This is a genomic window from Amycolatopsis sp. NPDC004772 (genome assembly GCF_053601215.1).
In genome coordinates, this window is sequence record NZ_JBSGBK010000001.1 from 238,386 (window position 1) to 257,475 (window position 19,090).

Consider the following 19,090-nt stretch of genomic DNA (forward strand, 5'->3'; position numbering starts at 1 on the left):
GCCGCCGGCCCGGGCCGGTTCAGCCCTCCCGCGGGTTTCTCGGCCGAGGACGTCCGAACGCCGTGAAGGCCACCTCGACGAGCTCGAGGTGGCCTTCACGGTCTTCGGTGAGCGGGAGGCTCAAGCTGCGGCGGCGGGGAACCCGGTCAGGGCGCGGTGGCCCGCTTCGGTCAGTTCGGCGGGCGCCCACTGGCCGGGGGCGACGAGCCGGGTGGCTCTGACCAGGCCGGCGCGGGCGAGGTCGTGGGCGGTGTTCTGGTCGCAGCACGACAGGCCGTCGACGCGGAGGTCGGGTTCGCAGCTGCAGCGGAGCTCGGCACGGCCCTCGGCGACCGCCTTGAGCATGGCGATCGCGCGGCGGCTCAGCGCGTTCGAATCGGTGGACATCGGTCTGGCCTTTCGGTGCGGCTGGAGTCTGACGGCGAGTGCTGCAGCTCGTTACCTAGGGATACGCGGCGAACACGAACACGGTTCACCACGATCGCGCCGAATGGCCCCTTGACAGGGCCGAGGCCGACGAGCAGGGTCATTCATCGGATGAATCACTTCCGTCAGCGACAGGTGCGCCCATTGTGGGTGAACTTTGTCGCAAATCCGCCGTAGTCATCCGATCCCTGGAGGTTCAGTGCCGACCTTCCCCCGCCGCCAAGCCCTCGGCATCGCCCTGGGAGGTGCCGTCGCGCTCGGCGTGGCCGGCCACACCCCGGCCGGCGCCGCCGGCCCGGTCGACGCCGCTCCCGACCGCCCGGAAACCCCCATCGTCCCGCCCCCGCCGCCCGTCCCGGTCGCCCTCGACGCCTGGTTCGGCAACGACGGCATCGACAGCGCGTCGGCCCCCGGCGGTGACTTCGACGGCTCCGGCTACACCTTCCCCGCCGAGCACGTGCCCGCCGGGCAGACCGTCACCGCCGGCGGCGTCCCCTTCAAGCTCGGCTCCGCGGCCGCCGGGGCCAAGAACAACATCGCCGCCACCGGCCAGCGGATCGACCTGCCGAAGGGCCGGTACTTCGTCGCGTACTTCCTGGTCGCGGCCAGCTACGGCGCCACCGGCGGCCCGGCGACCGTGCACTACGCCGACGGCAGCACGAGCACCGGATCCCTCTCCGGGCCCGACTGGTACACCGGCAGCGGCGCGCTCGTCTCGCCGTTCCGCTACGCCCCCGGCGGCGTCGTCGACGACAACCCGGTTTCCCTGGCCACCGGCCAGGTCTGGATCGACCCCGCCCGCGAAGCCGTCGCGCTGACCCTGCCCACGACGGCGAACCCGGCGCCGAACGTCTCCAGCCTGCACGTCTTCGCCCTCACCCTCCAGCCGGTCGCCGTGGGCCGCTCGGCCCTGGTCCTGGACGGCCGGTCGACGGCGAACCTGCTGACCGACGGCGGCCCGCAGGCCGCCGAAGCGACCATCGTCAACGCCGGGACCGTGTGGCTCGGCGCGGGCGACCGGGTGAGCGTCACCGTCGACGTCCCCGGCGGCCGGACGACCGTGCCCGCGGCCATTCGCGCTCTGGCGCCGGGGGAGCAGGCGACGGTCCGGCTCGGTCTCGCCCCGAATGCGTCCGTGCCGCCCGGGACCACGACGAACGGCCAGATCCGCGTCGCCGCCGGCCGCGGCACGCTCGCCACCCAGCAGGTGCCGATCACCCTCGGCGTCCCGGACTTCCGGCCGGCCGACGCCTCACTCTCGGCACACCGCGCGCCCTACTGGTTCAACGACAGCAAATTCGGCATCTTCATCCACTGGGGCATCTACGCCGTGCCCGCGTGGGCGCCGGTGGGGCAGCAGTACGCGGAGTGGTACTGGCAGAACCAGCAGGACCCGAACGGGGCGACCTACGCCTACCACCAGCAGAAGTACGGCGAGAACTTCGCCTACGACGACTTCATCCCGCTGTTCACCGCGGCGAAGTTCGACCCGCGCACGTGGCTGAAGCTGATCGCGGACGCGGGCGCCGAATACTACGTCCTGACGTCCAAGCACCACGACGGCTTCGCGTTGTGGGACACCAAGGTCAGCGACCGCAACTCCGTCAAGCTCGGGCCGAAGCGGAACATCGTCGACGAGCTGTTCACCGCGTCGCGGAAGTACACCCCGCAGCTGCGCAACGGCCTGTACTTCTCGCTGCCGGAGTGGTTCAACCCGGACAACCCGTGGATGGGCCACGCACCCCGCAACCCCTACACCGGCGCACCGCTGCCCTACACCGGCTACACCGCGGGGAAGGACTTCGTCCGCGATTACCAGGCGCCACAGGTGCTCGAGCTGATTGCGGAGTTCGACCCCGACGTCCTGTGGTTCGACATCGGCGGCGCCAACGACAGCCGGACCGTGCTCACCGAGTACTTCAACCGCGCGAAGAACCGCAAGCGTCCCAAGGACGTCACCTACAACGACCGCGGCGGCATCCCCGACCACGACTTCACGACCCCGGAGTACACGACGTACCCGAACACGGTGGTCGCCAAGTGGGAGGCGAGCCGCGGCCTCGACCCGTTCTCCTACGGCTACAACCGCGCCACCCCCGACGACCGCTACATGACGGCGGAGGAGGTCGTCCGGACCCTCGTCGACATCGTCTCCAAGAACGGCAATTTCCTGCTCGACATCGGCCCGGACTTCGACGGCACGATCCCGGACGTCATGCAGAAGCACCTGCGGGACGCGGGCGCGTGGCTGAAGGTCAACGGCGAGGCGATCTACGGCACGACGTACTGGTCCCGGATGGCCCAGCTCGGCGACCTGCGGTTCACGGTCAAGCAGAACGAGGCCTTCTACGTGCACTCGCTGACCGCGCCCGGCAGCCGCGTGGTCGTGGCCGCGCCGGTGCCGATCCGCGCCGGCGACCGGGTGACGCTGCTCGGGTACCGCGGGAACCTGCACTGGACGGTGGAGGACGGCTCGCTGGTGATCGACGTCCCGGCCGCGGCCCGGCAGGCGGGCCGCTACACCTGGGTGTTCAAGATCGCCTGGAGCTGACCGGCCGGGCCGCCAGCGACCGCAGTTCCCGCGGCACCGGCCCGGGGTGGACGACACCGAGCGACCGGGTGGCCCGCGTCATCGCCACGTAGAGGTCGCCTGCGCCGTGCGGGCCGGCCGCGAGGACGGCGGCGGGGTCGGCGATCACCACCGCGTCGAACTCGAGGCCCTTGGCCTCGGCCGGGGTCAGCACCACCACGTCGTCGGCCGGGTCCGGCGGCCGCCGCAGCGAGAGGGCGGCCGCCAGGTCCCCGGCCGCCGGCGCGATGACGGCCAGCTTCCCCCCGGTGTGCTCGCCGACGAGTTCGGCGCGCACACCGGGCACGTCGTCGGCCGCCTGCCGCCACGGCGGCTCGCCACTCGCCCGCACCGAGGTCGGCGGCCGCAACGCCGGGTGGTGGACGGCCAGCACCTCCGCCGCGGCTTCCATGATCTCCCGCGGCGTGCGGTAGCCGACGGTCAGCTGCGCGAGCCGGTGCGGCCTCGGCACCTGGTCCCACGACGTGGCCCCCGCCGCGCTCCCGGTCTGGGCCAGGTCCCCGACGACGGTCATCGACCGGGACGGGCAGCGGCGCACCAGCATCCGCCAGTCCATTTCGGACAGTTCCTGGGCCTCGTCGACCACGATGTGCCCGAACACCGGCACGCTCGTGCCGAGCAGCGCGGCGGCCTCGTCGAGCAACGGGACGTCCGCGGCGCTCCACGGCCCCTCGACCACGTCGGCCGGGGTCAGCGGCGGCCACAGCCCGTCGAGCACGTCCCGGACGCCGGCGTCGGCGAGCAGGGCCGTCCGCAACGCCTCCCGGTCGACCTCGTCGAGCAGCGTGCGCGGGCCGTCGTCGTCCTCCGGGCGGAGCACCACGCCCGCGGCGGCGAGGGCCCGCAGTCCGGCCTCGCCGAGGCGGCCGTCGGCGCTGCCGCCGTCGAGCGCCTCGCCGGTCTCGGTGAACACCACCGCCTCCATCCGGGCGGCCAGTTCCCCGGTCAGCGCGGTGACGACCGCCCGGTGGAACACGTGGCGGGCCTGGTTGTGCGGCAGCCCGGTCTCCCGGGCCGTCCGCACGGCCCGGCGGAGCGCCGCCGGGTCCAGCCGCAGCACCTGCTGCTCGAACTCGACGGTCACGGCGTGCTCGGGAACGACCACCGCGGCGCGGACCCGTTCGGCGAGGCGGGCCGCCATGGCCGCCCGGCCCTTGCGCGCGGCTTCTCGGGCGGTGTCCACCCGGGTGACCGCGACGCCGGGCACGAGGTCGGGCACGGTCGCCGTCACCACCCGGTGCTCGCCGAGGCCGGGCAGCACCTGGCCGATGTAGTCGAGGAACACCCGGCTGGGGCCGAGGACGAGCACGCCGCGGGTGCGCAGGTGTTCGTGGGTGTAGAGCAGGTAGGCGACCCGGTGCAGGGCGACGGCCGTCTTGCCGGTGCCCGGCCCGCCCTGCACGACCAGGACGCCCTGGGCGTCGTCGCGGACGATCCGGTCCTGCTCGGCCTGCAGCGTCGTGACGATGTCCCGCATCCGCCCGGTGCGCCCGGCCGTCACCGCGGCGAGCAGCGCGGCCTCGCCGACCAGCCCGTCGCTCGGAGCGTCCGGGTCGAGCAGTTCGTCGTCGAGGGCGACGACGGTCCGGCCGCGGGTGGTGATCCGCCGCCGGCGGACGACTTCGCCCGGCGCGGCGGCGGTCGCGGTGTAGAACGGCCGGGCGGCGGGCGCGCGCCAGTCCACCAGCAGGGGTTCGTCGCCGTCGAACAGCCCGAGCCGTCCGATGTGGACGCGCCGGCCGCCGGTCAGGTCCAGCCGGCCGAAGCACAGCCCGTCCTCGACCGCGGCCAGCCGGGCCGCCTCGGCCCGCCACACGTCCGGCGCGTGGCCGCGGGCGAGCGCGGCGGCCGCCTCTTCCCGCAGGACGTCGAGGCGGGCGTAGAGGACGTTCAGGTGCTTCTGCTCGGCGGCGAGTTCGTGCATGCCGGAGAGCGTGCCCGCGATTCCGCGGAAAGTGCAGTCTTGTTCTTCTTGACAGCGTCAGCCGTGCCTCAGAAATCGGCGTTCTTGCCGACGTAGAGCTCCGCGAACGCCGCCGCGGCCGCGGGCGAACCGAGCAGGCGGCGCATCCGGGCCTGCGCGATGCGCGCCGCGAACGGGTTCTCGCCCGCGGCCGCGGTGTGGTGGAAGATGTCGGACAGCCACAGCGAGAATTCCTGGTACTGCCACACGAGCGGTAGGCACGCGGCCGAGTAGCCGGCCAGCGGTGCGGGGTCGCCCGCGTAGTGCGCCCGGAACGCGTCGGTCAGCAGGAACGCGTCGTGCAGGGCGAGGTTCATGCCCTTCGCCGCGATCGGGGCGACCAGGTGCGCCGACTCGCCGGCGAGGTGCAGCCGGCCGTGGGACATCGGCTCGACGACGTAATTGTGCATGTCGAGGATCCGCTTCTCGAACAGCCGGCCCTCGACGATCTCGCCGCCGGGCACGGTGAGCCGCGCGTGCAGTTCCCGCCACACGCGCTCGTCCGGCCAGTCCGCCTCGGTTTCGCCCGGCGCGGTCTGCAGGTAGAACCGCGTCACCGTGGGCGTGCGGGCCATGTGCGCGGCGAACCCGCGCGGGTGGATGCCGAACAGCACGCCGTCGGCGGACGGCGGGGCCTCGGCGAGCAGGGCCAGCCAGCCGATTCCGTAGTCGTGGTGGGCCTTCACGGTCGATTCCGCGGGCAGGTAGCCCTGGGAGACGCCGCGGGCGCCGTCGCAGCCCGCGACGAAGTCGCAGTCGATGCGGTGCTCGGCGCCGTCCGCCCGGAAGGTGACGGCGGGCGAGTCCGACGTCAGGTCGTGCAGTTCGACGTCCGAGACCTCGAAGACCGCGTCACCGCCGGCGTCGGTGTACTGCGCGACCAGGTCGGTCACCAGAAGCTGTTGCGGGTACACGAAATGCCGCTGCCCGGTGACGTCGCCGTAGCGGAAGACGTGCCGCTGCCCGGCGAACCGGAACTCGAACTTCTCGTGTTGCGGCGCCTGCGCGACGAGCCGCTCGCCGAGCCCGCGCTCTTCGAGCCCGCGGACCGCCCACTCCTCGATGAACCCGGCCCGCGGGCGTTGTTCGATGAACGCCCGGCTCTGCGACTCCAGCAGCACGCAGCCGATCCCCGCGCGCGGCAGGAGGTTCGCCACCGTGAGGCCGGCCGGGCCCGCCCCCACCACGGCCACCGCCGTGCGCCTCGCCACCATGCGCCCGAGGGTAGCGCGAACCCGCTCAGTAGTAGTGCCGCAGCTGGGGCCACGCCTCGGACCACGGCCGCGTGAGTGTGCACAGCGAAAGGACGACACCGTCTTCGTCGTTGTCGACGCCGTCGGCGTTGTGGTGCTTGCCGACCGCGCGGCAGCCGGTGATCAGCCGGGCCGCGGGCGTGCCGGGCCGGACGCGTCCGACGAGCAGCACCGGGCCGACCAGCCGGTCCGGCGGCGGCCCCCAGTCCGCGTACGACATGTGCGGCGAGTACGGCTGCGGCAGTCCGAGCCCGGGACCGTAGTGCTCGAGCGCCCCGGCCTCGCCGTAGTTGCCGGCCAGGATGACCGCGGTGTCGCGCTCGGCGTCCGGGATCCGCTGCCACGCCCCCGCGACGCTGCCGGCGAAGTCCGGCCAGCCGACCTGCTCGCCCGGTTCCTTGTTCAGCGCCAGCAACGGGCCGTTCAGTGCCGCCGCCGGCACCACCGGGAGTCCGATGAGGACGGACACGGCCACGCACACCGCGGCGGCCGCGCCGGTGAGTGCCCGCCGGACCGTCCCGCCCCGGCCCAGCCACCGCAGCACCGGCTCCGCGCCCAGCGCGACCAGCGGGAGCAGCAACGGCACCGAGTAGTACGGCTTGCCGCCGACGACGAGCAGTTCGACGCAGACGACCGGATAGGCGACGGCCAGCGCGCGGGCCCACCGCAGGCCGGGGTCGCGCCACGGCCGGACGAGCCCGGCGACCCACACCGGCACCAGCACCGGTGAGAGCAGGACCAGCTGCATCGGCACGAACAGGAGGCGGTTCTCGGCGCCGTCGTCCTCGCTGATCCCGCCGGCCACGGTGAGCATCGGCCAGCCGTGCGAAGCCTGCCAGAGCACCACCGGCGCGGCCAGGAGAGCGGCGATCCCGACGCCGGCCGCGAGCCACCGGGACCGCAGCACCCGGCGCGGCCCGGCGACGGCCACACCGACGCCGAGCCCGGACAGCAGGAGCAGCACGAGCCACTTGTTCGCCAGGCCGAGCCCGGCGGCGGCGCCGACGGCGAGCCACCAGCGGCCGTCGCCGGTGCGCAGCAGCCGCAGCCCGAAGAGCGCGATCAGCGACCACAGCAGCACGTCCGCGGAGTTGGTCGCCAGCATGTGCGACACGACCAGGACGTACGACGACAACGCCGTCGCGATCGCGGTGAAGAGCTGGACGCCGCGGCCGCCGCCGAATTCGCGGGCGATCAGCGCGACGGCCACGACGGTCGCCATGCCGAGCAGGGTCGCGACCACGCGCAGGCCGCTCGGCGTCTCGCCGAACACCGCCGTCGACGCGCGCGCGAGCCACGGCGTGATCGGCGGGTTGTCGACGTACCCCCAGTCCGGCCGGTGCCCCGCGGCGACGAAGTACAGCTCGTCGCGGTGGAAGCCGTAGCGGCCAGACAACACCGTCAGCACGAGGGCTTGTGCGGCAACGACGATCCCGACCGGCAGCGCGGCGAACCGCGGCAACTCTCGACCATCCCCCATGGCCGGGCATCGTACGCGGCCGGTCACCGTTCCGGGAGCGCTCCGAGGAATTCGCCGCCCGCGTCGGCGACCAGTTCGGCCAGGGTCTGCGCGCGGCGCAGCGGCGTGAACTCGACGTCACCGCGCGGCGACACGGTGAAGCCGTACACCGCCGGGCGCGGCAGCGTGTTGTACGCGTAGTGCGCGCCGAAGTAGTACGCCCCGGTGTCGTGGGCGACGACGAGGTCGCCCGGTTCCAGCAGCGGCAGCGGCCGCTCGCGGGCGAGGAGGTCGCCCGCGAAACACAGGGGACCGGCGATGTCCTGCGGTACCTCGGGCCCGGTCTTCGGCGTGCCGGAGGCGTCGAACGCGCCGAGCCGCAGCGGCCAGTGCTCCGGCTGGAGCACCGTGCGCGCCGCCACCTGGCCGCCCGCGTGCGTCACGGCGATGTGCCGGCCCCCGGCGACCTTGGTGTATTCCACCGTGCCGGCCAGGAAACCGCTCTTCGCCAGCAGGGACCGGCCGAATTCGGTGACGAACGCGTAGCGCCCGTCGGCCAGGGCCGGAACCCGGGCCAGCAGCGTGGCGACGTAGTCGGCATACGTCGGGCCCGGCGCGTCGGACATGAAGTCCACCGGCAGCCCGCCGCCGAGGTCGAGGCTGGTGACCTGCCGGTACCCGGCTTCGGCGTTGATCTGCTCGGCGAGTTCGTGCACCGCGGCGACGCCCTCGGCCATCAGTTCCGGCGGGCAGCCCTGCGAGCCGACGTGGACGTGCAGCCGCGTCAGCCACGGCCGGCACGCGAACGCCTCCAGTAGGAGCGTGCGGTTTCCGTTGTCCCGCAACGGGATACCGAACTTCGACGCCGGGGTGGCGGTGCTCGTGTCCCCGATCCGGCCCGCGCCGACCTGGGGGTTGATCCGCAGGCCCAGCACCGACCGCGGCCGGGTCGCGCCGACCAGCGCGTCGAGCCGGGCGAGTTCCTGGAAGTTGTCGGCGTTGACCGCCGTGCCCTCGGCGAGGGCGTGCGCGAGTTCGGTGGTGGTTTTGGCGGGGGAGTCGAGCACCAGCCGCGGACCGCGCAGGCCCGCGGCCTCCGCGACCGCCGTCTCACCGGGGCTCGCGACCTCGGCGTCGATCCCGAGGTCGCCGAGGTACCGCAGGAGCGGCGCGAGGCCGCACGCCTTGGCGGCGACGGTGTGCTGGACCCGCCCGAGCGGGGCGAACGCCTTGGTGAGGTCTTCGACGGCTTCCCGGACAGCGGTGAGGTCGACGAACCCGGCCATCGGAGCGACGAGCCGCCGCCCGGCCGCGAGGGCCAGCAGCTTGCGGTCGGGGCGGGTCAGGGGCGCGCTGGTCGTGGTCATGGGACCCAGGACAGCAGCGGGCGGCGCGTCCGGTCCAAGACTTCGTCCCGATGGGATGATAGGAACACCCTATAATCGCTGCGTGGACCTGCGTCGATGGCACTATTTCGCCGTGCTCGCCGAGGAAATGCACTTCACGAAGGCCGCCGCCCGGCTGTTCGTGTCCCAGCCGTCGCTGAGCCAGCAGATCCGCGCCTTCGAGGCGGACCTCGGGGTGGCGCTGCTCGACCGCACGGGCCCGCGGTTCGCGTTGACCGAGGCCGGCCGGGTGGCCGCCGCGGAGGCCCGCGACCTGCTCGACCGGCTGGACCGGGCCCGGGGCGTGATCACCGCTGCCGGCCGGGGTGACACCGGCCGGCTGCGGATCGCCTACACGCGGTCCGCGCCCGGCCCGCAGGCGGGCGACCTGGTGGCGGCCTACCGCGAGCGGCACCCGGACGTCGAACTCGCCCTCGAAACGGGCTGGACCAGCCTGAACCTGGCCCGGCTGGCGGCGGGCGAGATCGACGTCGGCTTCGTGCGGCCGCCGGTCACCGCCGCGGGGATCGAGGTCGCCGTGGTGGGGTCGGAAGAGGTCCTGCTCGTGCTGCCGGCGGACCACGCGCTGGCCCAGCGCCGCGGGCGGGTGCGGCGGGCCGCGATCGCCGCCGAGCCGGTGGTGTTCTGGCCGCGGGAGAACGGCCCCGGCCAGTACGACGCGATCAGCGGCCAGGTCTGGCCGGGCGGGCTGCCGCCGATCGTCCGCGAGGAGCCGGAGGACGAGCAGCTGATGCGCGCGGTGGCGGAGGGAGCGGGCCTCGCGGCGGTCCCGGAACACCGGGCGCGGGCGTTGCGCCGCCGCGGCGTGGTGCTGCGGCGGCTGGAGGACCCGCCCCCGCGGATCGACCTGGGCCTGGCCTGGCGGGCCGGCTCGGTCTCCCCGGTGGTGCGGGCCTTCGTGGAGCTGGCCGCCGGGCGGCGGTGAGCGCTCGGCCCGGCTTCTCCGATCGTGCGGACTTCCGCGGCCCTGGGTCTATTCCAGGCCCAATGCCGAGCGGACCGCCGTGACCACGACCGGGTGGCCGAGCGGCAGCGGCGGGGGCACCCGGTCGTCCGGGTTCTCGCTGCTCGACGCCGCCACCCGCACCTCCGTGCCCGCCTCGCGCAGCTTGGCCACCACGTCGTCGTGCTCGGCGAGCCAGGCGTCGTTGGCCTGGGTGGCGTCGTCGGAGGCGAGGAAGGCGTCCGAGGCCGGGTCGACCAGCAGCAGGTGCTGGGCCGCGCCGGGGTGGCGCTCGACGAGCTGGAGCGCCTCCGCCGCGAACGGGCCGCTCGCCACGACCGCGATCGCGGGGTCGCCCGGGCCGGCGTCGCCGAGGAGGTCGTCGGCCTCGGTCAGAGCGCCGCCCGCCGGCACGCGGCACCAGAAGACGGCTCGCTGCTGCGTCAGCGGCCGCCAGGTCGCCGGCAGCTCGTCGTGCTTCCCGGCGCCCGCCGGGTCGAGCACGATCACCTTGGGGCCCGACGGGTCCCCGGCCGTCACCACGGACGGGCCTTCGGAACGGACGGGTTCGGGTTCGGCGGGCATGCGCTTCCCTTTCACACGAGACGATCAGCGACGGGGGAGTTCGGGGCTGTCCGTGTCGAGCGGCACGGACCCGGACCGGACGAGTCCCAATTGGACGGTCTGGCGGCCGGTCAGCGCCTCCAGGACCCAGTCGGCGGCCGTGCGCACGCGGTTGCCCGGCATCGACATCAGGTGGTAGCCGCGCGTCACGGCCTTCGCCGGGCGCCCGGACAGCGGGATGTGCAGCGGGTTCGCCGCGGCCGCGCCGGCGCCGAGGTCCACGACGAAGCCGAGGTCGTGGTGCCGGTAGCTGCCGCGGCGGCCGTAGCCGAGCGACGCCGCCACGTTCCGCCCGGCCAGCCTGCCCTGCCGCTCGGCGTGCTGCGCGGTCATCGCGGTGTACTGGCCGGGACGGGTCAGGTCGGGCACCGCGGCCGCGTCACCACAGGCGAAGACGTCGTCGCGGCCCGGCACGTTCAGCTGCTCGGTGACCACGAGCCGGCCCTTGGCGGTCTCCAGCCCGAGGTCGGCCACCAGCGGGTCCGGCCGCACGCCGACGCACCACACGAGGGTGCGGGCCGGCACCGCGTCGCCGTTGGTCAGCGTGACGCCCTTGGCGTCGGCGTGGTCGACCGACGTCTTCATCAGCACCTCGACCCCGCGGGCGCGCAGCACCTCGTCGGCGGTCCGGCCGAGCCGCTTGTCCAGCTCGGGCAGCACCCGCTCGGCGACGTCCAGCAGCAGCCAGCGGATCTTCTGCCCGGCGAGCTCGGGGTGGCGCGCGGCGAGCGCGGCGGTGAACGCGGGGCCCTGCGCGGCGACCTCGGTGCCGGTGTAGCCGGCACCGACCACCACGAACGTGCAGCGGGCGTCGCGCTCGGCGGGGTCTTCGGCCGCGGCGGCCAGTTCGATCTGCCGGGTGATGTGGTCGCGCAGGTACAGCGCTTCCGGGACGCCGCGGAAACCGTGCGCGTATTCCGGCACGCCCGGGATCGGCAACAGCTTGTTGACGCTGCCCGCGGCGAGCACCAGCCGGTCGTACCCGATCCGGTGTTCGTTGTCCTCGGGGTCGGTGTAGGTGACGTGGCGGGCGTCGAAGTCGACACCGGTGGCCACGCCGAGCACGAGCCGGACCCCGCGCAGCGTTTCGGGGATGGACACCGCCACCCGCCGCGGGTCCAGGATCCCGGCCGCCACCTCGGGCAGCAACGGCAGGTAGAGGAAGTAATCCGTGGGGTTCAGCACGACCACTTCGACGTCTTCGCCGGCTTCTTTCCGCAGGCTCTTCGCCGCGTGGTAACCGGCGAAACCGCCGCCGACGATCACGACACGCATGGATCTCCTTCCGGGACGCCGATTTCGGTCCCGAACGGATTACCCGAGGTCGGAGCCGGGAAACCCGCGGGGTTGACCTCACCGCTCAGGGGCGTACGGTCAAGGGTGTTGGCTGTTGTTCAGACACGTGCTCCGGTCAGCGCCCCTGCACCGCTGAAAAAGGGAGCGCCATGTACGACTGTTTTCGCACGATCCACGAACCGTCCGGCCTCACCGTCACCACGACCGAACGACCGGGCGGTGTCACCGTCCTGACCCTGGTCGGTGACATCGACGCCGCCACCGTCGGCACCCTCGACGAAGCCCTCGCCACCGGCGGGCGGCTGATCGTCGACCTGACCCGGGTCGCCTTCCTCAGCTGCGCCGGTGTCCGGTCGCTGCTGGAGGCGGACGCCCGCACCGAACTCGCCGTCGTGCTCGGCGGCCACGCGGTCACCCGTTCGCTCGAAGCGACCGGGGCCGACCTGGTGCTGACGATCCACCCCGGGGTCGGGCCCGCGCTCGCCGGCCTGGCCCCCGAGCCCGGCCGGGAGGCGTGACCGCCGCGCGGCCCCGCCTCCCGCCGTCCACTGTGTACAGTCAGTCGTCGCCGGGCCAGTCGCCGGTCGCCTTGCGGTAACCCACGGCGCCGGCGCGCTCGGTGGCGGCCTTGACGGCTCCGAAGATCGCGCCCTGGACCGCCGCCGCGATGACCACCTGCCGCCAGGTGTAGTCGCGGTCGGTGGCGTCCGGGGCGTCCTCTTCGCCGGCCACCTGCTTCCAGACCTGCTTGAATACCTGGCCGGCGAGGATGCCGCCCAGGGCACCCACCACCCAGCTCAGCGGTTTGTAGAGCGCTTTGTTCACGAGTCCCTCCGGCGCAGGATCAGGCGGATCAGGATCACCAGGCCCAGCACGCCGGCGAAGACCGGCAGCGGGTTGGCGCGGACGGCGTCGGCGCCCTGGCGGAACTTGACCGCGGTCGGCTCGTTCGTCACGTCCGCGACCTTCGCGGTCGCCTGGTCGAGCTTTTCGTCGACGTTCTCCTTGACCCGGGTCTTGACGTCGAGCTTCTGCCCGAGCGCCTCCAGGGTCTCGGTGAGCTCCTCCCGGGTGGCGTCCCGGTCGAGGCGCGCCTCCTCGGCGTTCTTCGGGAAGTCCCCGCTCATGTCCGCACTCCCTGCTTCACGGTGTCCACGTCTTCGCGGACGCCGCTGATCGCTTCCTCGGGCACCGGTGGCACCCCCTGCGTCACTTCCTTCTTGCCGACCAGCGCCGCGATCCCGGCGACGACGAACAGCGCGACCGCGACGAGCACCGCCGCCAGCCAGCCGGGCACGACCAGCGCGAGCGCCAGCACGGCCGCCGCGACCAGCGTGCCGGCCCCGAGGAACGCAAACAGTCCTGCCGCGCCGAACAACCCGGCGCCCAGGCCCATCTTCTTGCCCTTGCGCTGCAGTTCGAAGACCGCGAGCCGCATCTCGTCCCGGACGAGCCGCTTGACCTCGTCGGTCAGGTCCGTCACCAGTTCGCCGACCGAGCGGTCGGAAGCCGGCTTCTTGTTCACCTCTTCGATCACCGAACACCTCCTTGCCTGGCCGCCGTGTACCCGGCTCCGCCCTGCGTCAACCACGCCGGGTTTGACGCCCCGTGCACCGGGTAGCCGATTTGCACCGACCAACGACCAGGAGGAGTGCATGAGCACGATCACCGAAATCGTGGACGTGGAAGTCCCCGTTTCGACCGCGTACAACCAGTGGACGCAGTTCGAGGAATTCCCGCAGTTCATGGAGGGCGTCGAAGAAATCCGCCAGGTGGACGCCACCCACACCCACTGGGTGACGCGGTTCGGTGGCGTGACGCGCGAATTCGACGCGACGATCACCGAGCAGCACCCCGACGAGCGGGTCGCCTGGACGTCGGACTCCGGCCCGGACCACGCCGGCGTCATCACCTTCCACCGGCTCGACGACTCCCACACCCGGGTGACCGCGCAGATGGACATCGACCCGGAGGGCTTCGCCGAGAACGTCGCCGACAAGCTCGGCGTGCTCGACCGGCGGGTGAAGGGCGACATGAAGCGGTTCAAGGAGTTCATCGAGCAGCGCGGCCGGGAGACCGGCGCCTGGCGCGGTGACGTGGACCGCCCGGGACAGTAGCCTCACCCGATCGGGGTGAGTTGACGCGGCGGCGCGGGGATCACCCGCCCCGCCGCGTTTCGCGTCCGGGGACCGCCGGGTAGGCCGTAGGCATGACGACCACCACGGCCGGCGTTCCGGCCACGGAACTGAACAACGGCGTGCGGATCCCGCAGTTCGGGTTCGGCGTCTTCCAGATCCCGCCCGAGGAAACGGCCCGGGCCGTGCGGACGGCCCTGGAAACCGGCTACCGCCATGTCGACACGGCGCAGATGTACCGCAACGAGGCCGGGGTCGCCGCCGGGATCGCGGACGCCGGTGTGGCCCGCGAAGACGTGTTCGTCACGACGAAGCTGGCGAACGACGCGCACGGGCACGACAACGCGATCACCGCCCTCGAAGGCAGCCTGCGCCGGCTGGGCTTCGAGTACGTCGACCTCTACCTGATCCACTGGCCGTTGCCGGCCAAGGACAACTACGTGCGGACCTGGCAGGGCTTCGAGGAAATCCTGCGGGCCGGCAAGGCGCGCGCCATCGGCGTGTCGAACTTCCAGCCCGCCCACCTCGACCGCCTCGCCGAGGAGACGTCGCTGGTGCCCGCGGTCAACCAGATCGAGCTGCACCCGGCGCTGCAGCAGGCGCAGCTGCGCGAGTACCACCGGGCGCACGGCATCGCCACGGAGGCGTGGAGCCCCTTGGCGCAGGCGGGGATCCTCGACGACCCGGTGCTCACCCGCCTGGGGGAGAAGCACGACCGGACGCCCGCGCAGGTCGTGCTGCGCTGGCACGTCCAGCTCGGCAACATCGTCTTCCCGAAGTCGGCGTCACCGGAACGGATGCGCCAGAACATCGACGTGTTCGGCTTCGAGCTCGACGACGAGGACATGGCGGAGATCGGCAGGCTCGACGAAGGCCGCCGCACCGGGCCGGACCCGGACACCTTCGCCGGGTGACGGTGTTCACCCCGTGACGGGGGCGTTTCCCTGCGCGACCTGCCGGGTATTCCTCCGGCAAGGTCCCCCAGGAAGGAGCGTCCGGCATGACCACGAACGCGTACCTGTCGTTCCTCGCGATCGGCGTTGCGCTGGTCCTGATAGACGGGCAGATCATCTACCGCAGCGGCCGCCGGTACCTGGAGAACTCCTACGGCGACCCGGCGGCGGGCGCTTCGATGACGCGCCTGGTCACGGTGTTGTTCCACCTCGCGACGCTGGGCGTGCTGGCGCTCATCTCGACGATCGACCTGGGCGGCAGCGACCTGCCCGGCGTGGTCGGGCGCATCGGCGTGCTGCTGCTGATCCTCGCCCTGGCCCACGCGATCACCCTCGGCGTCCTGGCCCGCATCCGCGGTGAGCAGGAGGTGGAGGCGGTCGTCCAGCGCGGCCCCCGGCCGCGAGCCGAGGCCGAGCAGGGCCCGACGGTCACCCCGGTGCCGGGGCAGGACGGCCGGTACCCGGCCGCCAGCCCGTCGCTGGAGAACCGGGCCCCGTACACGGCCCCGTAAGAAATCGGCACCCGGGAGCGCCACTTCCCCCGCGGAAGCGGCGCTCCCGGTGTGGTCAGGCCTCTTCGGAAGCCGGCAGATCGATTTCGGTGTGCCGCGAGGCGAGGGTCTTCGCCAGGTCGGCCAGCTTGACGTTCAGGTCCTGCGACGCGCGGCGCAGCACGTCGAAGGCCTCGTCCGCGGTGATGCCGCGCCGCTGCATCAGGATGCCCTTGGCCTGCCCGATGACGTCCCGGCTGTCGACCGCCCGGCGCAGGTGCGCCGACTCCAGCTCGGCCGAGGCCACGGCCTGGGTGTGGGTCAGCGCCAGCGATGCGTGTGTCGCCAGCAGCAGCGCGATGTCGATCGCCCGCGCGTCGAACGCGCCCGGGGTGCGCGAGTAGATGTTCAGCGCGCCGGAAAGCCGCGGCGGCCGGGCGTCCGGGAGCAGCGCGGTGGCCAGCACCGAGTGGAAGCCGTGGCGGGCGGCGGCCGGGCCGAACGCCGGCCAGCGCGGGTCCCGGCCCAGGTCCTGCGACCAGCCGGCGGCCGGGCCGTCCGGGCGGGCCGATTCCACGCAGGGACCTTCCCGGTGGTCGTACTGCACCTGGTCGAGCCGTTCGGCGATCGGATCGGTCTCGACCGGGGTGTGGTAGCGGCCGTCGGCGTCGCGCAGGGTGACGCTGACCAGGTCGGCGTCCGGAACGAGCGCGGCCGCGGCCCCGACGACGAGCTTGAGCACCCCGCCGGCGGTCGGCGTCACGTCGAGCAGGGTCCGCGTGAGGTCGGCGAACTGCCGGGCCAGGGGCCCGGGCTCGGGTGCACCGTCCTGCCCGAACCAGGCCCGGTCCCGGGCCCACTCCTCTTCGCCGACGCTCATGGGTCCTCGCTGCCTTCCTGATCGGGGTCGCGACTGCCCATTCAACCCGATGCCGGAGCCTGGAGGGCGGCACGGGCCCGGTCGACGAACCCCGGACCCGGCCACAACTGGTCGGCCTGGGGCACCCGGTCGGCGAGGCCGGGGTGCGGCAGCGTCGCCGCGGCCTCGCGGGTTTCGAGGACCTGCCGGGCCAGTTCGGCCTGCTGCTCGGGGGAGCAGGTGCGCAGGATTTCGCGGACGGCCGCGGGGCCTTCCTCACGGACGTGCCGCCGGACGGCCCGGATCAGCCCGCCCAGCAGGCGTTCGAACCGGGTCTCCTGCGGCCCGGTGCCTTCGAGCTGCCGCATCAGGCCGTCCGCTTCGGCGAGGTCGCCGTCGCCGTCGAGGTAGGGCTCTTCGGCGACGGAGTGCCGGACCAGTTCCGCGATCAGGTGATCGGCGAGGTCCTTGCGGTTCTCCGGGCTGCCCTGGCCGAGCTCGAGCTCGGTGCAGAGCCGGTCGAGCTCGCGGTGGTCGCCGGCGAGGACGGTCGTCAGGTCGGTTGCGGGCTGGTTGCCGTTCATGCACTCTCCTGGTCCGGGCTCGGGTACTGCAGAACCGGATACCCGCTGGCCCGGCGCCGAATCCCGTGTCGGCCGCGTGCCGCCCGGGTACCCATCCGGTGAACCCGGCCCCAGGGAGGACGAACCATGGCAGCGCCGTCGTCGGTGACCGAGCGCGAACGCAAGTACGAGATCGTCGCGGGCAGCGGCGTGCCCCGCCTGATCGGCGTCGGCGGCGTCGAGACCCAGGACGACCCGGTCGAGCACGTGCTCGACGCGTCCTACTACGACACCTCGACGTTCCGGCTGGCCCAGTCCGGCATCACCCTGCGGCGCCGGGTGGGCGGCCCGGACGCCGGCTGGCACCTGAAGCTGCCGGTGTCGGCCGACGAGCGCCAGGAGCTGCACCTGCCGCTGGGCGGCGACCCGCACAAGGTGCCCGGCCGGCTTCGGCGGCTGGTGCGGGCGTACACGCTGGGGGAGAAGCTGGTGCCGATCGCGCACTTGCGGACCGATCGGTTTTCCCACCGCCTGGCCGGCGCCGACGGGCAGACGATCGCCGTCCTCACCGACGACCACGTGACCGGCGAAGCCGGCGGCGCGACCGCGCGGCTCGACGAGTGGCGTGAACTGGAGCTCGAACTGGACCCGTCGGCGGCGCCGGAGCTGCTCGGGGAGTTCGACCGGGCGTTGACCGACGCGGGAGCTTCGGCGTCGCCGTGGTCGTCGAAACTGCGCCGGCTCGTCGGTGACCGGGTTCCGGCCGCGCCGCGGGTGGGGAAGAAACCGTCCGCGGGAGAGGTGGTGCTCGCTTCACTGCGGGAGCACTACGGGCGGTTGCGCCGCGCGGACGTCGGGGTGCGGCTGGACGCCGATGACGCGGTGCACCAGATGCGGGTGGCGATCCGGAAGCTGCGGAGCACGCTGCGGACGTTCGATTCGGTGGTCGAGTCCGCGGGCATCGTCGGCGAGCTGCAGTGGCTGGGACGTCAGTTGTCGCCGTTCCGGGACACCGAGGTCGCGGAGGAGCGGCTCCGCGAGCAGTTGGACGACGTGCCGTCGGAGCTGGTGTTCGGGCCGCTGCGGCAGTTCCTCACCCGCCAGTTCGCCCGGGAGGCCGAGGAAGCGCGGACGCGGGCTCTGGAGGCGTTGACCGGGAAGCGGTATTTGGCGTTGCTGCGGTCGTTGGACGCGCTGCTGGAGGACCCGCCGTTGACCGCGGCGGCCCGCAAGCCGGCGAAGGCCGGTCTGCGGAAGCCGTTGCGGAAGGCCGCTCGGAAGCTTCGCCGCGCTGAGGCGGCGGCTCACGGGGATGAGATCGAGGTGGCCCTGCACGAGGTGCGGAAGAAGGCGAAGCGGGCTCGGTACGCCGCGGACACCGTGAAGCCGGTTTACGGGAAGAAGCTGCGGGCTTGGCGGAAGAACGTGAAGGCTGTTCAGGAGACGCTGGGGGAGCACCAGGACACGGTGGTCGGCCGGGAGGTGCTGCGGCATTTGGCGATCGCCGGGCAGGGGGAAGGGCAGAACACGTTCGCCTTCGGGGTGTTGTATGCGCGGGATGAGGAGCGGGCGCGGGAGTTGCGGGCGGGTTTTGGGCGGGAGTGGCGGCGGCTTCGCAAGGGGGATCGGCCGGGGTGGCTGGGGTGATTTTTCGGGTTTTGGCGGGTGGGTGCCCGCCGGGATGAGGTGGGCGGTTGGGGTTCAGCTGGGATGAGCCTGGTTGGTGGAGCCGGGTTGGGCCCGGTTGGTTGGGGTTCGGCCGGATTGGGCGCTGGGTTGGGCCCGGTGGTTGGAGTTCGGCCGGGTTGGCCGCTGGGTTGAGTCCGGTTGGTGGAGTTCGGCCGGGTTGAGCCCGGTTGGTTGGGAGTTCAGCCGGGTTGACAGCTCGGATGAGTTCGGTCGGTTGGTGCTCGGCGAGGAGAGCTCTGCCGTTTTGAGCGGTGCCAGGCTAATGCTCGTTGGGTGATCCTGCCTAAGTGGCTCCCGCCGGCCCGAACGCTCGATTGTTCAACGGCCGACAGGCCGGGTCAAGGCGGGAAAGCGTGCCTTGACCCGGCCTGTCGGCCGCTGGCTCGGCTGCGTATCGGGTCGGCAGGGGGGTGTGGCCGGAACGGGGGCTTTGTGTTGGT

At 72.9% G+C, this 19,090-nt stretch carries 19 protein-coding genes; 7 read left to right on the forward strand and 12 right to left on the reverse strand.

Annotation, left to right across the window (positions count from 1 at the left end):
- Positions 1-120 precede the first annotated feature (120 nt).
- Entirely contained in the window at positions 121-387 is a 267-nt protein-coding gene (locus tag ACWEF6_RS01170) for a hypothetical protein (protein ID WP_449681010.1), read from the reverse strand.
- A gap of 238 nt (positions 388-625) precedes the next feature.
- Between ACWEF6_RS01170 and ACWEF6_RS01175 the strand changes: the two genes are divergently transcribed.
- Positions 626-2,977 (forward strand): alpha-L-fucosidase, encoded by a 2,352-nt coding sequence (locus ACWEF6_RS01175; protein WP_449681011.1) that lies wholly within the window; start codon positions 626-628, stop codon positions 2,975-2,977.
- Here the strand turns inward: ACWEF6_RS01175 and ACWEF6_RS01180 are convergent.
- From ACWEF6_RS01180 to ACWEF6_RS01195, 4 genes are all read right to left on the reverse strand, one after another.
- Positions 2,958-4,940, reverse strand: coding sequence for a HelD family protein (locus ACWEF6_RS01180; protein ID WP_449681012.1), 1,983 nt, complete (start codon positions 4,938-4,940; stop codon positions 2,958-2,960). The genes ACWEF6_RS01175 and ACWEF6_RS01180 overlap by 20 nt on opposite strands.
- Positions 4,941-5,008: 68 nt before the next feature.
- Positions 5,009-6,193, reverse strand: a complete 1,185-nt coding sequence (locus tag ACWEF6_RS01185) for a 4-hydroxybenzoate 3-monooxygenase (protein ID WP_449681013.1) — start codon at positions 6,191-6,193, stop codon at positions 5,009-5,011.
- Positions 6,194-6,218: 25 nt separating this feature from the next.
- Positions 6,219-7,712: a glycosyltransferase family 39 protein gene (locus tag ACWEF6_RS01190; protein ID WP_449681014.1), complete on the reverse strand. Its 1,494-nt coding sequence runs from the start codon at positions 7,710-7,712 to the stop codon at positions 6,219-6,221.
- 23 nt (positions 7,713-7,735) lie between these two features.
- Positions 7,736-9,058 carry a diaminopimelate decarboxylase gene (locus ACWEF6_RS01195; RefSeq protein WP_449681015.1) on the reverse strand — a complete coding sequence of 441 codons (1,323 nt, stop codon included), beginning with the start codon at positions 9,056-9,058 and terminating at the stop codon, positions 7,736-7,738.
- A gap of 82 nt (positions 9,059-9,140) precedes the next feature.
- Between ACWEF6_RS01195 and ACWEF6_RS01200 the strand changes: the two genes are divergently transcribed.
- Positions 9,141-10,022: a LysR family transcriptional regulator gene (locus ACWEF6_RS01200; RefSeq protein WP_449681016.1), complete on the forward strand. Its 882-nt coding sequence runs from the start codon at positions 9,141-9,143 to the stop codon at positions 10,020-10,022.
- A 48-nt stretch (positions 10,023-10,070) separates the two neighbouring features.
- On the opposite strand, the gene ACWEF6_RS01205 is transcribed toward ACWEF6_RS01200, so the two are convergent.
- Both ACWEF6_RS01205 and ACWEF6_RS01210 read right to left on the reverse strand, forming a co-directional pair.
- Positions 10,071-10,625 carry a hypothetical protein gene (locus tag ACWEF6_RS01205; RefSeq protein WP_449681017.1) on the reverse strand — a complete coding sequence of 185 codons (555 nt, stop codon included), beginning with the start codon at positions 10,623-10,625 and terminating at the stop codon, positions 10,071-10,073.
- Positions 10,626-10,649: 24 nt separating this feature from the next.
- Positions 10,650-11,939 (reverse strand): NAD(P)/FAD-dependent oxidoreductase, encoded by a 1,290-nt coding sequence (locus ACWEF6_RS01210; protein WP_449681018.1) that lies wholly within the window; start codon positions 11,937-11,939, stop codon positions 10,650-10,652.
- A 170-nt stretch (positions 11,940-12,109) separates the two neighbouring features.
- On the opposite strand from ACWEF6_RS01210, the gene ACWEF6_RS01215 reads away from it, so the two are divergent.
- Positions 12,110-12,478 (forward strand): STAS domain-containing protein, encoded by a 369-nt coding sequence (locus tag ACWEF6_RS01215; RefSeq protein WP_449681019.1) that lies wholly within the window; start codon positions 12,110-12,112, stop codon positions 12,476-12,478.
- 40 nt (positions 12,479-12,518) lie between these two features.
- On the opposite strand, the gene ACWEF6_RS01220 is transcribed toward ACWEF6_RS01215, so the two are convergent.
- Genes ACWEF6_RS01220 through ACWEF6_RS01230 form a run of 3 tightly spaced genes read right to left on the reverse strand, consistent with a single transcriptional unit; the run spans position 12,519 to position 13,497 of the window.
- On the reverse strand, positions 12,519-12,785 hold the full coding sequence (locus ACWEF6_RS01220; RefSeq protein ID WP_310970533.1) for a DUF4235 domain-containing protein: 267 nt from the start codon (positions 12,783-12,785) through the stop codon (positions 12,519-12,521).
- Positions 12,782-13,087 (reverse strand): DUF3618 domain-containing protein, encoded by a 306-nt coding sequence (locus ACWEF6_RS01225; protein WP_449681020.1) that lies wholly within the window; start codon positions 13,085-13,087, stop codon positions 12,782-12,784. Before ACWEF6_RS01225 ends, ACWEF6_RS01220 begins: the two co-directional genes overlap by 4 nt.
- On the reverse strand, positions 13,084-13,497 hold the full coding sequence (locus ACWEF6_RS01230) for a phage holin family protein (protein ID WP_310970535.1): 414 nt from the start codon (positions 13,495-13,497) through the stop codon (positions 13,084-13,086). The genes ACWEF6_RS01225 and ACWEF6_RS01230 overlap by 4 nt, the downstream gene beginning before the upstream one ends.
- Before the next feature lie 118 nt (positions 13,498-13,615).
- On the opposite strand from ACWEF6_RS01230, the gene ACWEF6_RS01235 reads away from it, so the two are divergent.
- From ACWEF6_RS01235 to ACWEF6_RS01245, 3 genes are all read left to right on the forward strand, one after another.
- Positions 13,616-14,077 carry an SRPBCC family protein gene (locus tag ACWEF6_RS01235; RefSeq protein ID WP_310970537.1) on the forward strand — a complete coding sequence of 154 codons (462 nt, stop codon included), beginning with the start codon at positions 13,616-13,618 and terminating at the stop codon, positions 14,075-14,077.
- 92 nt (positions 14,078-14,169) lie between these two features.
- Positions 14,170-15,009: an aldo/keto reductase gene (locus tag ACWEF6_RS01240; protein WP_449681021.1), complete on the forward strand. Its 840-nt coding sequence runs from the start codon at positions 14,170-14,172 to the stop codon at positions 15,007-15,009.
- Positions 15,010-15,095: 86 nt separating this feature from the next.
- Positions 15,096-15,560 (forward strand): hypothetical protein, encoded by a 465-nt coding sequence (locus tag ACWEF6_RS01245; protein WP_449681022.1) that lies wholly within the window; start codon positions 15,096-15,098, stop codon positions 15,558-15,560.
- 55 nt (positions 15,561-15,615) lie between these two features.
- On the opposite strand, the gene ACWEF6_RS01250 is transcribed toward ACWEF6_RS01245, so the two are convergent.
- Complete coding sequence (locus ACWEF6_RS01250; protein WP_449681023.1) at positions 15,616-16,419, reverse strand: GAF and ANTAR domain-containing protein; 804 nt, start codon at positions 16,417-16,419, stop codon at positions 15,616-15,618.
- A 41-nt stretch (positions 16,420-16,460) separates the two neighbouring features.
- A complete protein-coding gene (locus ACWEF6_RS01255; RefSeq protein ID WP_449681024.1) occupies positions 16,461-16,982 on the reverse strand; it encodes a hemerythrin domain-containing protein in 522 nt (173 codons plus the stop codon).
- Between the two features lie 126 nt (positions 16,983-17,108).
- On the opposite strand from ACWEF6_RS01255, the gene ACWEF6_RS01260 reads away from it, so the two are divergent.
- Positions 17,109-18,608 carry a CYTH and CHAD domain-containing protein gene (locus ACWEF6_RS01260; RefSeq protein ID WP_449681025.1) on the forward strand — a complete coding sequence of 500 codons (1,500 nt, stop codon included), beginning with the start codon at positions 17,109-17,111 and terminating at the stop codon, positions 18,606-18,608.
- Positions 18,609-19,090: the final 482 nt, after the last annotated feature.

What these genes read in the sequence shown, in the direction of transcription:
- ACWEF6_RS01240 (WP_449681021.1), top strand. Translation starts at nt 14,170, where the DNA reads ATGACGACCACCACGGCCGGCGTTCCGGCCACGGAACTGAACAACGGC.
- ACWEF6_RS01250 (WP_449681023.1), bottom strand. Translation starts at nt 16,419, where the DNA reads ATGAGCGTCGGCGAAGAGGAGTGGGCCCGGGACCGGGCCTGGTTCGGG.
- ACWEF6_RS01180 (WP_449681012.1), bottom strand. Translation starts at nt 4,940, where the DNA reads ATGCACGAACTCGCCGCCGAGCAGAAGCACCTGAACGTCCTCTACGCC.
- ACWEF6_RS01215 (WP_449681019.1), top strand. Translation starts at nt 12,110, where the DNA reads ATGTACGACTGTTTTCGCACGATCCACGAACCGTCCGGCCTCACCGTC.
- ACWEF6_RS01245 (WP_449681022.1), top strand. Translation starts at nt 15,096, where the DNA reads ATGACCACGAACGCGTACCTGTCGTTCCTCGCGATCGGCGTTGCGCTG.
- ACWEF6_RS01185 (WP_449681013.1), bottom strand. Translation starts at nt 6,193, where the DNA reads ATGGTGGCGAGGCGCACGGCGGTGGCCGTGGTGGGGGCGGGCCCGGCC.
- ACWEF6_RS01210 (WP_449681018.1), bottom strand. Translation starts at nt 11,939, where the DNA reads ATGCGTGTCGTGATCGTCGGCGGCGGTTTCGCCGGTTACCACGCGGCG.
- ACWEF6_RS01205 (WP_449681017.1), bottom strand. Translation starts at nt 10,625, where the DNA reads ATGCCCGCCGAACCCGAACCCGTCCGTTCCGAAGGCCCGTCCGTGGTG.
- ACWEF6_RS01235 (WP_310970537.1), top strand. Translation starts at nt 13,616, where the DNA reads ATGAGCACGATCACCGAAATCGTGGACGTGGAAGTCCCCGTTTCGACC.
- ACWEF6_RS01260 (WP_449681025.1), top strand. Translation starts at nt 17,109, where the DNA reads ATGGCAGCGCCGTCGTCGGTGACCGAGCGCGAACGCAAGTACGAGATC.
- ACWEF6_RS01170 (WP_449681010.1), bottom strand. Translation starts at nt 387, where the DNA reads ATGTCCACCGATTCGAACGCGCTGAGCCGCCGCGCGATCGCCATGCTC.
- ACWEF6_RS01225 (WP_449681020.1), bottom strand. Translation starts at nt 13,087, where the DNA reads ATGAGCGGGGACTTCCCGAAGAACGCCGAGGAGGCGCGCCTCGACCGG.
- ACWEF6_RS01195 (WP_449681015.1), bottom strand. Translation starts at nt 9,058, where the DNA reads ATGACCACGACCAGCGCGCCCCTGACCCGCCCCGACCGCAAGCTGCTG.
- ACWEF6_RS01190 (WP_449681014.1), bottom strand. Translation starts at nt 7,712, where the DNA reads ATGGGGGATGGTCGAGAGTTGCCGCGGTTCGCCGCGCTGCCGGTCGGG.
- ACWEF6_RS01255 (WP_449681024.1), bottom strand. Translation starts at nt 16,982, where the DNA reads ATGAACGGCAACCAGCCCGCAACCGACCTGACGACCGTCCTCGCCGGC.